Raw genomic sequence first — 13109 nt, 5'->3', positions numbered from 1 at the left:
ACGGCCCTGCGCGCGCTCGGGCCGCTAGGACTTGTCCGGCCGGTCAGGTTCGCAGCCGGATGGCGACGGCGGCTGCGGTGGAGGTGCCGAGGAGGACGTGGACGTAGACGTAGCCGTGCTTGTCGTCACACAGTCCGCCACGGCTTGGGCCGCCTGGGCGATGAATGGTGCCGGCAATTCATCCGACGTCCACGGTGACCAGCCGTCCCAGGCCTGCTCGGCGATCTGTTCCACCCGGTCGGCAGCTTGGGACGGCCTCACCCCGGGAAGGCGCAGCGCTGCCGTCGTCCAGCCGATCAGCTCGTTCACCTCGATGTACTGGTACCACTCGGCGTCGTCCCAGCCGAGCTGGTCGGTGTGCCGGGCCCACGCCCACCGCAGGGCCCCCGCAGTGACCTTGGCAGCGCGCTGCTGGGCCGTTCCCGTTGTAGTTCTGGCGGCCTGCTCGGCGTACCTCACCAGGTCCAGCGTGGACTGGAACTCGAATCTGGCGAAGAAGTCCAGGTGCTCGGAGATGGTGTGACGGAAGGACCTGCCCCGGGCGCGGCTGCGCGAGGCATCCAGCCATGGTCCCAGCGAGGGCGGCCGGCCCCAGTCGTGTGGGGGATGGCGGAAGGCAGGGCGGATCACGGCGTCGAACCAACCCTGGGTATAGGCGTCACGGGCGGCGACGATCGCATGAACGTCGGTGTCGGTCGCCGGCTTCTCCGGGTCCATGTGGCCCCACAGCACCACAAGCGATCGTTCCACGGCAGCCCTCACCGCCCGGTGAAGGCCGTCCTGCCGGGAAGCCTGCGCCCACGGCAGGAGGGCGGGATAGCAGACAGTGAAAGGATCTTGATTGTCGGCCACGGCTAGAGCCTAAGACATCGTTTCTCTTGGTCAGCTGTCCTGCCGGCGCCCGAGCAAACGGCCCTGCTCCTGCTTCAGGCCCGCGAACCGGTGCCGCGCGTATGCGGCTATCTCCTCACTGGGGAAGGGCACCACGGACAGGTGCTGGTCATAGCTCCCCTGCTCCCACCGGGCGGCTGTGATCTCATAGCCGGAAACGTGCGCGCACAGCTGAAGCAGAATCGGCGGCATCTCTGGTTCGCTCAAGAGGTCAGCGCGCTTGATGACGAGGTCGCGCATCGCCTGAATGTTCGGGAGGAAAACGGTCCTGACCCACAACCGCCACTCGGCGAGTTCCTCGTCGGAAGGCGGTATCTCATGCACGAAGGGCGACCTGCCGTCAGGACGAGCGTTGCGCTCCATGAACGCGCCGAAGATGCGGCTGTTGGCTTCCGTGAGGGCGAACAGCGGTCCGTAAAAATCGCTGAGCTGCCGATTCAAGCGAGCGAGGCGTTCTTGGCGCTGCGACAGGCGCAAGCCGTTGAGATAGGTGGCTACATAGCCGACGAACGCCAGCGCGATGGTGACGACTACTGTGATCATGAGAGGCGATGCTAGTGAGCATCACCTCCTTTGGTCAGCCTGCGGCAGCAGATCAGGGTCGCCGCGATCCCGGCGAAGGTGAGGAAGTGCTCGGCCTTGCGTTCGTAGCGGCGGTGGAGTCGACGGCAGCCGGCGAGCCAGGAGACGGTCCTCTCGATGACCCAGCGGTGACGGCCCAACCGCTGCGAAGACTCGATGCCCTTGCGGGCGATGCGGTGCCGAATACCTCGCTTGCGCAGCCAGCAGCGGTGATGGTCGCATCGCCGACCTGCCCAGCCTCCGGCGATTCGCCCGGGACCTGCAACGCGACCTCGACGCCGTCACCGCCGGACTCACGCGGCCGTGGAATTCCGGAGTCGTCGAAGGCCACGTCAACCGAATCAAGATGCTCAAGCGCCAGATGTCCGGCCGCGCAGGCTTCGAACTACACCGCAAGCGCGTCCTGCTCTACACGTGACCCCCGGACACAACTCCCGCTCATCAACGCAATAGCCTCAGTCTGTGACCCGCAGCCGCAAACAGACCGAGCAGCCTCGCCCCGCCGAGCTCCCTCCCTTTCAGACACTGCTGGACAGCACAAACTGGGCGTCGCTCGCCACAGCCTGCGGCACGGGTGAATGTCTGCCGGCGGCGCTGACACTCCTGACCAGCTCGGACCCGGTCATCAGGGAGTCCGCTGTCCAGGATGCGCTGGGCCCCGTAACTCACCAGAACAGCATCTACGAGGCCACCGTGCCCGTGGCGCTCTTCGTCGCGGCGATCCTCGACCACCCGGCCATCACGGCAGGCGACTACAGCCACGATGCCACGGCACCCCCGGCCCGCCCGACCCTCGTGCAGCTCCTCGACTGGCTCGGCGACACCGCCTACGACGCCGACGACGAGTGCGTTGCCTTTGACGAACGTCTCTACGGGGAGGGATGTCTCGATGAGTTCGCGGAGATGCGTGCGTTCAGGGACGCACGGCCGGCGATCTTCTCCGCTGTTCAAGCCCTCCTCGGTCATGACAACGCGGACGTGCGCCACGCCGCTCTGATCGCTGCCATTCCCCTCATAGAGCACCCCCTTCTCACCCAGCACCAGGCTGATCTGGCCAGCCACGCACGACGTCTACTGGCCACCAGCAGTGACCGGCACCATCGCGACCGCGTCCTGGACGCGCTGAAGGCATGGGGTCACGACACCAGCGGATTGGAGAACGCGTCCGACATCGCAGCCCGCGAGCACTATGCCCGCCTGAGAGCTGCACGCGCTTCTTGGGACGGCAACTGGATAGGCGGCCGCTACAGCGAAGACCCGCCGTTCTGACTCAAGGTCCAAAACACTCCGAATCATCCACTGCTCACCCCACATGGCCGCACCACAAGAAGTGGACCAGAGCCCATTCTCGTGGACAGAGCCACATGTGCTCTGACCTGCGGTTGCTGTCGTGTGCTGAGTAGATGTCAGTGGCGCGCAGGGTTTCGTCAGTCACCGACTGCCAGTGGCCGGGGATGGGCGCGCGGCGGAGTGAGACGATCTGGATTGTGGGATACGACGAACTCTTACGCCGAGCACCGAGTCCGCTGGCCAATGTGGTGCGGCTGCCTCTTGATGTCATTCGCCCCCCGGCGCTTCCGGTACCGGCCTGATCCGAGGCTCCGGCACACACCGCGGTACGCCGGACGGGGCGGCTGTCCGATGGACGGTCGCCCCGCCACACGAACCGGCTCGCGCCTTGTTGACCGCTGCGCCCTGCCCGCGCTCGAAGGCGTCGGCGACGGCCTCGTCGCACGGCGACCCTCACCACCACGCACCTGGCCGGCCCCCGGCTAACGGCCGTGACCACTGTTCTCCTGTGTCACCAGTGTGACGCAGCGCACCAGTTGGCCCCACTGGCCACGTCTGCGCTCAGCGGGTTCTCTGGGCGTGGCTGTTGTGCTTCGGCCGGGACGGCAGCGTCGGCTGCTGCTGCACGTCGTTCAGTCTGAGTCGTACCAGTGGGTGAAGGGGCGGTCCGGGCAGGACCGGCACTCAAAGATGTACACCGAGCCCACGCTGCCGATGTCGAGACCGGTGGGGTCGGCTTCGATGGCCCGGACTCCGTCCTCGTCACGGTCCTCCAGGGGGAGCCAGGTGCGCCAGGAGGCTCCGTCGTACTCCCAGCTGGCCACGGTGAGCAGGTGGTCCATGCGGTGGCCGCATGCCTTGCAGTCCGCCCATCCCTGCCCGGTGAACCAGGCCGGATAGCCGCCGAGTTTGATGCCCGGCGCCTCGGCGAAGTGGCTCGCGTACGACAGCCGCGGGGCGGCATCCTCCAGTCGGTCGAAGTCCTCCCGCCATGCCTCGGTCAGGTCTTCCGGCAGATCCCACGACGGATATTCAGTCACCCGCTCGGGGTGGACCACACACGGCGCCGGAATATGCCAGTCGTCGGCCTCGGGATCGGGTGCCGGTGTCGGGAGGACGGCATCTACGGCTGCGGAGTCGCGCCATATGACCACGGGCCACGGTGACGCCGGGAAATCGTGATTGAACGGGCACCACAGGACCTGCAGGAGGTCCCTGCCGTGGGGGAAGGGGACCACGCCGGACGGCATGTCCGCGCGGAAGGCCTGCACGACCGGCACCATCAGCACCCGCGGGTCATTGGGCATTCCCCTTCCGAGGTCCTGGTGCGGCTCGGTGCACACCGGCCATGCCTCGTCCGCCGGCCACAGCAACGGTCCTCCCACGGAACTCTGCCCGCTCGACGGCGTGCCCTGCCTCGGGTGCAGACGGACGGTGTCCTGAGCCCACGCCGCGAGGCCGGGTACGAGTCCCACCACGTCGACCGGCCGCGAGGGCGTCCGCCGTGTCGCTCCAGCTGCTGCACGCGAATCCATCGCCTGATCATTCACAGGGCGAACCCTGCCAGACACCTCTGACAAGCCTCTGCTGTCCCTGATCACGCGCCCCTTCGACGGGTGACCACCCACCGGCTCGGCCAAGGCTCGCCAGCCGCCTGAGCAACAGGGGGCCATCTTCACTGCCCACCCGGGCCGACTAGAACGCCCAGGGTGTCGGCGGCGCAGTGCCGTGCACGCCGGTGTCCGGCGTCAGACGTTCGTAGCTGGTTGGCGGGCGGTGAGCTCCGCCTTTTGCAGCCAGCCGGTGTACCAGCGGGCGAAGGTGATCGGCTTCCCATTCTGGTCGAGGAGCGGGACCAGGTCGGCATCGTCTGGCCGGCAGTCGGACCCGCTGGGCGCAGCCGAGGTGGGAGATCACGATGGCACCGGCGGTGCGCTCGGGGGCGAACATCAGGGGCAGCAACGGGGCGGCCGGCTGCCAGGGTTCATCAGGAACCGATGGCGCGTCTGACGCGGCTTCAGATCGTCGGCGGGGAGGGCCGGACTGCCCGGAAGGTCAGCGCGCGGTCGTCGTCCGGCATGGGTGAGGGAGCCTCGGTGGCCCAGGCCAGCAGCATCCGCAGGGCGTCGTGCGAGGGGCTGCCCCGCTCGGCGGCATATGTGATCAAGGCCTGATCGGGGTCGTCCGTTGCGCGCAGGGTCTCGTAGGCCAGTTCCAGATCGCCGACCACCGGATGGTGGAATCGCTTGGTTCCCGAGGTCTTGTCCTGCACTGGATGCTCGGCCCACCAGCGACGGAAGTCCTCGCTCTTCATCGACAGTTCGCCGATCAGGCTCGCCAGCCGGGGGTCGTCGGGATGCCGTCCCGCGTCCATGCGGAGGTAGGCCACGTTCTCGCGGGCGCAGGAGGTCCAGTCGGCGTACAGTTCCCGGGACGTCTCGTCGAGGAAGGTGATCCGGGCGATGTTGCGCTCGGCCCGGTGCAGGGGCGCGTAGTCGCCGAAGAGGGCGGCCGCTGCTGTGTTCCAGGCCAGTATGTCCATGCGTCGGCCCATCACCATGGCCGGCATGTCCACCAGATCGTCCAGCAACCGCTGGAGCATGGGGCGCACGCGTTCCGGCCGGGCCTGGTGCCGGGGAACGTGCCGTGCGGTGGGCTGCGGTCGGGCGAGGCGGTGCAGGTGCCGCGTGGCATCCCCGTCCAGCCTCAGGGCGCGGGCGAGGGCGTCGAGTACCGCGCCCGAGGGGTTGGGCACGCGGCCCTGTTCCATCCGGGTGTAGTAGTCGACGCTCACTCCGGCGAGCTGCGCGATCTCCTCGCGGCGCAGGCCCGCGACCCGGCGCTGGCCTCCGAAGTCAGGCAGGGCAACGTCTTCAGGGTGCAGGAGGGAGCGGCGGGAGCGGAGGAACTCGCCCAGGTTGATAGCTGTAGCTGTGCTCATACGACGATTGTGGCCGGTCGTGATGGGTGGCTGCCTGGCCCTGCCGGGGCCAGGCAGCCACGCCGGCCGTCAGGAGGCGGGGATGGCGGTCACCAGGCCCCCGTCGACGACGATGTCCTGGGCGGTGATGTACGAGGACCGCGGGGAGAGGAGGAAGGCGACGGTCTCGGCGATGTCCTGGGCCTGGCCGAGCCGCCCCAGCGGCACCTGGGAGCGGATGGCGTCGTGTGAGGCGGGGTCCGGGTTGGCGGCATCGAACATCTCGGTGACGATGTAGCCCGGGCTGATCGAGTTGACCCGGATGCCGCGCTCGGCGAGATCACTGCCCAGCGTGCGGGCCAGATTGTGGACGGCGGCCTTGGTGGCCGCATACACCGGTGCGACGGCCAGGCCCCGTTGCAGGGTCCACGAGGCGTTGAGCACGATGGAACCGCCGCCCGCCGCGTCGAGCAGCGGCAGAACCTTCTGGACCGTGAAGAACACCCCCTTGAAGTTGACGTCGACGCTGAGATCGAAGTCCTGCTCGGTGACCTCGCCACTGCGCTGGAACACTCCGACCCCGGCATTGGCGAACACTCCGTCCAGACGTCCGTGGCGTTCACGGATCAGGGCGGCCAGGCGGTCGAGATCGGTGAGGCTGGCGGAGTCGGCTCGGACCGTGAGCAGCCGGGCGCCCTGGTCGGACGCTTTGTCCAGTTGTTCGGCTGCGCGGTCGAGGCGGGCATCGTCGCGGCCGGTGATGACGATATGGGCGCCGGCTTCGAGGAGCAGACGCGCGGTGGCCAGGCCCATTCCGCTGGTTCCGCCGGTGATCAGGACGACACGGTCGTGGAAGCCGGTCACATCACTGTTGCTTTCGGTCATGGCCACAGCTTCGCCACCGGCCTTCGGGCCAACCAGGCCCAGATCAACCTGGGTCTCCCAGGCCCCCCTTCTGCAGGCGGCCGAGACAGCCTCCACCCACCGCCTTGGACGTCCAACGATGCGACACACACCGCCCGGGCCCCGGAATCACGCTCGCCGCGCACCGAACCGACGTCGATCACCACCTCGCGGTTCGGATCGTGCGCCGGCTCTTCGGGAGCTCCCCAGAAGGAAGGGAGGGCATCAGGCGCTCCGGCGGACCGTGTCTCTGCCTCAGTCGCTCGGCGTCCCGAAACACACGTGCGGCTGACCGGTCCGGCCGACCAGGTGGCTCGGGTGGTGCGGGCGTTGAGCGGCGTGTACGAGGGGTTCTTCGGGGCCGTCACGCAACTCGGGCGCGGTGGGGACGGCTCGTACGGCGCACAGGTGGTGACGCACCGTCCCCTTGCAGCCGGAGTGTCAGTGGGCCCCGACGCGCACCTGATCGCCCAGGAGGGGCAGCAGCAGGTCCCAGATCTGCTCCAGCCGGAGCTGGGCCGCGCCGTCCAGTGAGCCGGCCTCGCCGAGCCAGGGCTCGTCTGCGGGCAGGGGCGCGCGCCGCATCGCCAGCTCGACGCCGCTGACCACGTAGCTGATCAGTGCGGCCAGCGCCGTCGCGTCCGCCCCGGGTCGTAACAGCCCTTCGGACTCCACCGCCCGCGACAGCCGTGCCACCTCCCGCCGCCACGGGCACTCCTCGTGTACGTTCCCCTGCGGCTTCAGCTCCCGCGACAGCCGTTCACCGGCCCGCACCACCTCGTCGGTCTCGAAGAGCTCGATGATCGTGCGGGTGACGGCGACCAGCCTGCGCACCGGCCCCGACACCGTGTTCGCCGCTGACTCGACGGCCCTGCGGGTCACCGTGCGCGACAGCTGCCCGACCGCCTCGGCCAGAGCCGCCTTCGACGCGAAGTGGAAGACCACGGCCCCCGTCGTCACTTTGGCCCGTAGGCCGATCCGGCTCAGCGACGTCCGCTCGTAGCCGTCCTCATCGAACTCCGCGGCCGCGGCACGTAAGATGATCTGCTTCGTTCTCGCCGCTCGTTGCTGAATTGCCACTGACACTCCCCGTGCGCGTCCTCCCCGAGCCGCCACAGGACGGTCCGGGCACAACCACGTACAGCGCTCCGTCCGGTCCCTGCCACGGTCGGCGAGGGGGAGCGGAATGCCGTCGCTGCCACGGCCAACTGGCCGTACATACGACTGTGTTCAACGTTCCATCGCTGCGGAGCATAGACTACGGGAGTGAACTTCACCGTCTAATGTATTGGACGAGACGCGTTGGACATCGACCAGCTTTCACAATCACTCGCCTGCAACCTCAAACACTGGCGCACCCGTCGCGGCCTCACCCTCGATGGACTGGCCGCCCGCGCGGGACTGAGTCGCGGCATGGTCATCCAGGTCGAGCAAGCCCGCACCAATCCCAGCCTGGAGACCATGGTCAAACTCGCCGACGCCCTCGGAGTCGACATGACGGCTCTGCTCGACTGCGACCAGGAGCCACGTGTCCGCCTCACTCCCCCGGGTCAGGCCGTGCGCGTGTGGTCGACCGACGCCGGAAGCTCCAGCACACTCCTGGCCGGGCACAGCAACCAGAACGCCTTCGAGCTGTGGCAATGGCGGCTCGAACCGGGTGACGCGAGCAACTCCTCCCCCCACCCGGCCGGCACCACCGAACTCCTCCACGTCACGGCGGGAGAGCTCACGCTCATCGTGGACGGGGACACCCACCCGATGCCCACCGGTTGCTCGGCGGCGCTCATCGCCGACGTGCCCCACGGATACCGCAACGACGGAGACGTCACCGTCGAGATGACTCTGGCCGCCTACATCCCCGGCACCAGACACCTCGTTTAGGCACTGCCCGCACATCGACCGGCTGATGCCGGTGGCATCCACGGTCCGCCGGCGCACCAGCACGCTGCCGGCGGGTGGTCAGTTCCGCCTCAGCTCGCCCTGGACGACCTCTTGAGCAGCGGCATCCGCGCAACGACCTCGACACTCCTGACGAGCCGGCAGTCGGCGATCCCGACCCCGGCCCCGGAGTGTCCCCCCGCAAACGCCCGCGGGCTAGAGGTCGAGAATCAGGCGGCTGCTCCTCGCCCGGCCGACGCAGATCATCATCGTGTTTCCGGCCTCCTTCTCCGCGTCTGACAGGACGGCGTCGCGGTGGTCCGGAATGCCGCCGAGAACCTTGGTCTCGCAGGTCCCGCACACCCCCTCCTCGCAGGAGGAGGGCACCGAGGGGACCGCTTCGCGCACGACGTCGAGCAGGCTCCGCCCGGCCGCGACGTGGAGAACCCTGCCGCTGCGGCGCAGTTCCACCTCGAAGGCGCCCGCCTGCGGCCGGGGGGCGCTGCTGGTGGGGGTGGCGGAGAAGCGCTCCACGTGCAGGGCACCGGCGGGCAGGAGGACGGCGCAGCGTTCCTCCACGGCCCGGATGAGGCCGTTCGGGCCGCAGCAGTAGACGGCGGTGGTGTCCGGCAGGCCGCTCAGCACCTGGTCGAGGTCCAGGAGTCCATGACTGTCCTCGGGGGCGATCGTGATGTTCTCGGCGCCCAGGGCAGCGAGTTCGTGCAGGTAGGCCATGGACATCGGCGTCCTGCCGCCGTACAGCAGCGACCAGGCGGCCGGGGTGGCCGCGACCTGCCGGATCATGGGCAGGATCGGGGTGATGCCGATCCCGCCGGCGATGAAGACATACCGCTCGGCGGTGACGAGGGGGAAGCGGTTGACGGGGCCGCGCACGTCCAGCAGGCGCCCTGCGAGAGGGGTGGTGTGCACCTCCTCGGATCCGCCCCTCCCGTCCGGCTCGTGCAGTACGCCCACGCGGTAGGCGGTCCGGTCTTCCGGGTCGCCGCTCAGGGAGTAGTGCCGTATCCGTCCGGACGGGAGGTGCACTTCCAGGTGGGCCCCGGGCTCCCAGGCGGGCAACTCCGTCCCCCGCGGGTCGGCTAGCACGATCCCCAGCACGCCGTCGGCCTCGGGCACGGTCTCGCGGACGAGGAGGCGGCGCAGGATCGACGACGGCGGCGAGTTCGGCGAGGGCGGCGAGGGGGACGACGGCGGCGAGGGGGACGAGGGCGGCGACGGGTTCACGTGAACCATCGGGAACCTTCCGTCAGATCAGGCGCGTGCGGCCCGGTTCGGGCCATCTGCGGCACAGCAGGGCGTACACGGCGGCCGTCACCGCGAAGGAGACGGGCAGGCTGAGGTCGACCCCGCCGGTCAGCTCGGTCAGCGGGCCCACGTAGAGCGGGTTGTTGACCCACAGCGCGCCCGTGACGGATCCGGCCGCGAAGCCCGCCACGGCCCGCGGGTTGACCCCATGGGTGTACCAGTAGATCCCTCCCCCGCCGGTCGTGAAGGCCCGCAGGTCCTGGGGCCGGTACGCGCCTGCGTGGAGGCGGTAGCCGACCATGAGCACCGCGGCCCACGGGGCGACGACGGTCAGCAGCAGCGTCACGAACGCCCCCATGGACTCCATGGCGTCGTAGACCACCGCCCCCAGGTACAGGACGACCAGCGCCAGCGCGGCGACCACCGCCGTCACCACGGAGCGTGAAGCGCGCCAGAACATCGAGTTCGCGGACAGGCCGGCCGCGTACAGGCAGACGGCTCCCTGCGGGATGGTCCCGGCGAAGCCGAAGACCACCACCACGATCGCGAACCAGCCGGGGACCGCTTCGGTGAGTCCTTGGAGCCAGGGCGCCTGCGGGCTGGAGAGCAGGGTGCTCACGTAGGCCCCCGTGCCCAGGGCGGCGAGACTGCTGAGGAACATGGCCGCGCCCGAGTAGCGCACCAGCTTTCCCGGCGGGGTGGTCGAGGGCATGTAGCGGGTGTAGTCGCCCTGGAACGTGGCGTAGGACAGGGGGACCGTCGCCGAGGCGGTGGTCGCCAGCAGCCAGGTGTGGAGCGGGCTGGCGAGCACGTAGTCCCCGCCCGCGTACCCGGCGCTGAACCGGGGCGCGAGCACCACGACCGTGCCGACCAGAACGATCGCGCCGATCACCGCGGTGATCCGGTACGTCCGCACCAGGACGGCGTGCCCGCGCACCGCGACGACGGCGACCACGGACGCGGTGACGACCATCGCGACGGTCAGCGCGCGCGGCCCCGTGGGAGTGGCGGCCATGCGATGGGCGGCGACCATGATGGCGGTTCCGCCGGTCCACACGGCGATGGCGAAGAATCCGAGCGCGGTGACGATCGTGATGAGGTTGCCGATGACGCGGCCGCGCACCCCGAAGTGGGCGCCGGACGCGATGGGATCGTTGGTTCCGGTCCGGGCGCCCAGCCGGGCGAGGGGCGCCAGCAGGGCGGTTCCGACCGCGACGCCGACGACGATGGCCGTGATGGCGCCCCACCAGCCCAGGCCGAAGACGACGGGCAGGGCGCCCAGGACCACGGTGCCGAAGGAGAACTGGGCCGACGGCCAGATCCACCCGAAGTCCGCGGGCCGTGAGGTCCGCTCGGCCTCGGGTATCGGCTCGATGCCGTCGGCGTTCGGCGGGGACGGGCGGGGCGGCGCCGTGGTCGGCGCCGCCCCCTCGTGCAGGGCGCTCATGCTCCGGCCCGTCCCGTCGCCGGCCGGTCCTGACCGGCCGGCGACGCCGACTGACCGGGAAGCGTGTCCACGATCCGCAGCGGGTCGCACGCCGGCCCGGAGGTGCGTTCGCCGGTGGCCAGGTCGAACGTCGAGTAGTGCAGCGGGCAGGTGATCCTCAGTCGGCCGCCGTCGACCCGGGCGAACTTCAGCTTTCCCTGCCGGTGCGGGCACCGGGCGGACGCCAGGACCTTGCGCCCGGCCACCTCGACGAGCACCAGCTCCTCGCTGACCTCGCGGATCGACCCGTCAGAGCCCATCAGGAGACCTTCCGCGCACGGGTGATGGCCGCCTCGGTGGCGTTCCCGACGATGTCACTGGCCAGCCGTACACCGGCCCAGATCTTCGCCAGGTCGGGCTCCTCCAGCGACCGGATCGCGGTGCGCATGTGGTTGCTGTGGTAGGAGTCGATGTACAGGTGTTCGGTGTAGTACGCGTCCTGCTGGATGCCCAGCCGCTTGGCCGCACGGGCGAAGCTCTGGAATCCGTACAGCACGCTGGACTCGAAGTAGCCGTACGCTCCCAGGAAGTACTGGGGTGAGGGAGCGCGGCTGGCCAGCCAGTGGAACATGTTGACGTACGCGTAGCTTTCCGGGGACGTGACGTCGAGATAGCTGTCCAGGTCGGTGCTCAGCTCCAGCTCGTGCAGGAGGTCGCGGTAGAGCTGGGAGTGCGACTTCTCGTCGTTGCCGCAGCCCAGTTCGTCGATCAGGACCCGGAAGACCGCCATGCCGGAGCGGTAGGGCAGTCGGGGCACGACGGGCAGCAGCGACTCGGACTCGGTCAGCCCGTCGAGGGCGAACTCCCGGGCCAGGACCTTGAACTGGTCGAGGTTGGCCTCGTTGGCCAGGAACCGGTGGTTGTCCGAGATCTGCGCCTCTTCGGCGGCCAGGAACTCCTTCAGCGCCTCCAGCAGCTCCCCCGTGTCGGAGAATTCCGGAGCGTCCGCCTCGTGGGCGCGGGCCATCGGCAGGATCCACTGCTCCTCCAGGCCGAGCATGGCCGCGTAGCCCTCGACGTCGGGAACCTGCCGGTACAGCTCGTACAGCTCCCGCTGCGTCCTGTCCCGCTGCAGGCGGGCGGCGACCATGGTCGGGTTCACCGCAGCTCCTCGTGGACCGCGGGAGTGGCGATGATGCCCCGGGCGTGAAGCTCCTTCTTCACCCACCGGTACCAGTCGTCCTTGAACACCCCGTAGGTCTCACAGGTGGCGTCGACCTCGGCCTGGCGCTCCGGTGAGGGGTCGACCAGGATCGCGTTGCAGAGGGCGGGTTCGAGGTTGGCCAGCGGGCCGATGAAGCCGTTGATGCCGGATGCCGCCGAGATCAGGTTCTCCCAGCCCTCGAAGACGGGCACGCCCGTGCTCGCTTCGGCCATCTTCCGGGTGAAGGCGGCATCGCCGCTGGACTCCTTGATACCGACGATGCCGGGTATCTCGCACAGGGTCAGCAGGGTGTCGTACTCGATCCGGTTGCCCGAGAGGGCTTCCTCGTTGTAGAGGAAGATCGGGGCGTCGGTGGCGCTGCGCAGCGCCCGGTAGTGGGCGACGATGTCGTCCTGGGTGACGTCGGCGCCGAAGGGGGTCGTGACCACCACCGCGTCGGCACCGAGCTCCGTCGCGAGGCGGGCGCGTTCGATGATCTGCGCCGTGTCGGGAAGCTGGATCCCGACGAGCACCGGAAGGCCGCCGGAGTGGCGGACGGTGTAGGTGACGATGTCCGTCCACTGCCGCTCGCTGAGCTTCCAGCCCTCTCCGGAGGTCAGTGCCGGCATCAGGGCGGTGACCTCGGAGCGGACGTGGCCGATGAGGCGGGCCGTGCTCTGCTCGTCGACGGTGTCGTCTTCGTGGAACGGGGTGATGAGGGGGACGATCGTGCCTGAGTACATGCCCGG

13 protein-coding genes and 1 pseudogene are annotated in these 13109 nt (G+C 69.2%); 2 read left to right on the top strand and 12 right to left on the bottom strand.

Translation table 11 applies throughout. The annotated features are described in order from the left end of the window. Positions 1 to 24 precede the first annotated feature (24 nt). From ACZ4TG_RS34500 to ACZ4TG_RS34490, 3 genes and pseudogenes are all read right to left on the bottom strand, one after another. On the bottom strand, positions 25 to 852 hold the full coding sequence (locus tag ACZ4TG_RS34500; protein WP_468171033.1) for a hypothetical protein: 828 nt from the start codon (positions 850 to 852) through the stop codon (positions 25 to 27). 30 nt (positions 853 to 882) lie between these two features. Continuing rightward, the gene (locus ACZ4TG_RS34495) at positions 883 to 1434 is read right to left on the bottom strand and encodes a hypothetical protein (protein WP_468171030.1); all 552 of its coding nucleotides are present in this window, start codon (positions 1432 to 1434) and stop codon (positions 883 to 885) included. Positions 1435 to 1445: 11 nt separating this feature from the next. Further along, a pseudogene (locus tag ACZ4TG_RS34490) lies at positions 1446 to 1688 on the bottom strand (transposase); the annotation flags it as partial. Between the two features lie 247 nt (positions 1689 to 1935). On the opposite strand from ACZ4TG_RS34490, the gene ACZ4TG_RS34485 reads away from it, so the two are divergent. Continuing rightward, positions 1936 to 2742 carry a hypothetical protein gene (locus ACZ4TG_RS34485; protein ID WP_468171027.1) on the top strand — a complete coding sequence of 269 codons (807 nt, stop codon included), beginning with the start codon at positions 1936 to 1938 and terminating at the stop codon, positions 2740 to 2742. Between the two features lie 653 nt (positions 2743 to 3395). On the opposite strand, the gene ACZ4TG_RS34480 is transcribed toward ACZ4TG_RS34485, so the two are convergent. From ACZ4TG_RS34480 to ACZ4TG_RS34465, 4 genes are all read right to left on the bottom strand, one after another. After that, entirely contained in the window at positions 3396 to 4070 is a 675-nt protein-coding gene (locus ACZ4TG_RS34480) for a DUF1963 domain-containing protein (protein ID WP_468171024.1), read from the bottom strand. A 710-nt stretch (positions 4071 to 4780) separates the two neighbouring features. After that, entirely contained in the window at positions 4781 to 5704 is a 924-nt protein-coding gene (locus ACZ4TG_RS34475; protein WP_468171021.1) for a helix-turn-helix transcriptional regulator, read from the bottom strand. Positions 5705 to 5773: 69 nt separating this feature from the next. Further along, positions 5774 to 6568, bottom strand: coding sequence for an SDR family NAD(P)-dependent oxidoreductase (locus ACZ4TG_RS34470; RefSeq protein WP_468171019.1), 795 nt, complete (start codon positions 6566 to 6568; stop codon positions 5774 to 5776). Between the two features lie 459 nt (positions 6569 to 7027). Beyond that, positions 7028 to 7666, bottom strand: a complete 639-nt coding sequence (locus ACZ4TG_RS34465; RefSeq protein ID WP_468171016.1) for a TetR family transcriptional regulator — start codon at positions 7664 to 7666, stop codon at positions 7028 to 7030. Between the two features lie 222 nt (positions 7667 to 7888). Here ACZ4TG_RS34465 and ACZ4TG_RS34460 point away from each other — a divergent pair, with 222 nt between their 5' ends. Continuing rightward, entirely contained in the window at positions 7889 to 8467 is a 579-nt protein-coding gene (locus tag ACZ4TG_RS34460; protein ID WP_468171013.1) for a helix-turn-helix domain-containing protein, read from the top strand. A gap of 213 nt (positions 8468 to 8680) precedes the next feature. Here the strand turns inward: ACZ4TG_RS34460 and ACZ4TG_RS34455 are convergent, their stop codons facing one another. Genes ACZ4TG_RS34455 through ACZ4TG_RS34435 form a run of 5 tightly spaced genes read right to left on the bottom strand, consistent with a single transcriptional unit; the run spans position 8681 to position 13103 of the window. Continuing rightward, complete coding sequence (locus ACZ4TG_RS34455; protein ID WP_468171011.1) at positions 8681 to 9718, bottom strand: PDR/VanB family oxidoreductase; 1038 nt, start codon at positions 9716 to 9718, stop codon at positions 8681 to 8683. Positions 9719 to 9731: 13 nt separating this feature from the next. After that, on the bottom strand, positions 9732 to 11177 hold the full coding sequence (locus ACZ4TG_RS34450; protein WP_468171008.1) for a purine-cytosine permease family protein: 1446 nt from the start codon (positions 11175 to 11177) through the stop codon (positions 9732 to 9734). Further along, positions 11174 to 11476: a Rieske (2Fe-2S) protein gene (locus tag ACZ4TG_RS34445; protein WP_468171005.1), complete on the bottom strand. Its 303-nt coding sequence runs from the start codon at positions 11474 to 11476 to the stop codon at positions 11174 to 11176. Before ACZ4TG_RS34445 ends, ACZ4TG_RS34450 begins: the two co-directional genes overlap by 4 nt. Next, positions 11476 to 12318, bottom strand: coding sequence for an iron-containing redox enzyme family protein (locus ACZ4TG_RS34440; RefSeq protein ID WP_468171002.1), 843 nt, complete (start codon positions 12316 to 12318; stop codon positions 11476 to 11478). Before ACZ4TG_RS34440 ends, ACZ4TG_RS34445 begins: the two co-directional genes overlap by 1 nt. Next, complete coding sequence (locus tag ACZ4TG_RS34435; RefSeq protein ID WP_468170999.1) at positions 12315 to 13103, bottom strand: dihydrodipicolinate synthase family protein; 789 nt, start codon at positions 13101 to 13103, stop codon at positions 12315 to 12317. Before ACZ4TG_RS34435 ends, ACZ4TG_RS34440 begins: the two co-directional genes overlap by 4 nt. Between the last annotated feature and the right edge of the window lie 6 nt (positions 13104 to 13109).

The organism is Streptomyces sp. NPDC028314, assembly GCF_055565795.1.
This window is presented reverse-complemented; position numbering and strand designations above follow the sequence as displayed.

Bases quoted from the DNA above. Each gene is read 5' to 3' on its own strand.
- ACZ4TG_RS34495 (WP_468171030.1), bottom strand. From the start codon at position 1,434: ATGATCACAGTAGTCGTCACCATCGCGCTGGCGTTCGTCGGCTATGTA.
- ACZ4TG_RS34480 (WP_468171024.1), bottom strand. From the start codon at position 4,070: ATGCCCAATGACCCGCGGGTGCTGATGGTGCCGGTCGTGCAGGCCTTC.
- ACZ4TG_RS34475 (WP_468171021.1), bottom strand. From the start codon at position 5,704: ATGAGCACAGCTACAGCTATCAACCTGGGCGAGTTCCTCCGCTCCCGC.
- ACZ4TG_RS34470 (WP_468171019.1), bottom strand. From the start codon at position 6,568: ATGACCGAAAGCAACAGTGATGTGACCGGCTTCCACGACCGTGTCGTC.
- ACZ4TG_RS34455 (WP_468171011.1), bottom strand. From the start codon at position 9,718: ATGGTTCACGTGAACCCGTCGCCGCCCTCGTCCCCCTCGCCGCCGTCG.
- ACZ4TG_RS34450 (WP_468171008.1), bottom strand. From the start codon at position 11,177: ATGAGCGCCCTGCACGAGGGGGCGGCGCCGACCACGGCGCCGCCCCGC.
- ACZ4TG_RS34445 (WP_468171005.1), bottom strand. From the start codon at position 11,476: ATGGGCTCTGACGGGTCGATCCGCGAGGTCAGCGAGGAGCTGGTGCTC.
- ACZ4TG_RS34435 (WP_468170999.1), bottom strand. From the start codon at position 13,103: ATGTACTCAGGCACGATCGTCCCCCTCATCACCCCGTTCCACGAAGAC.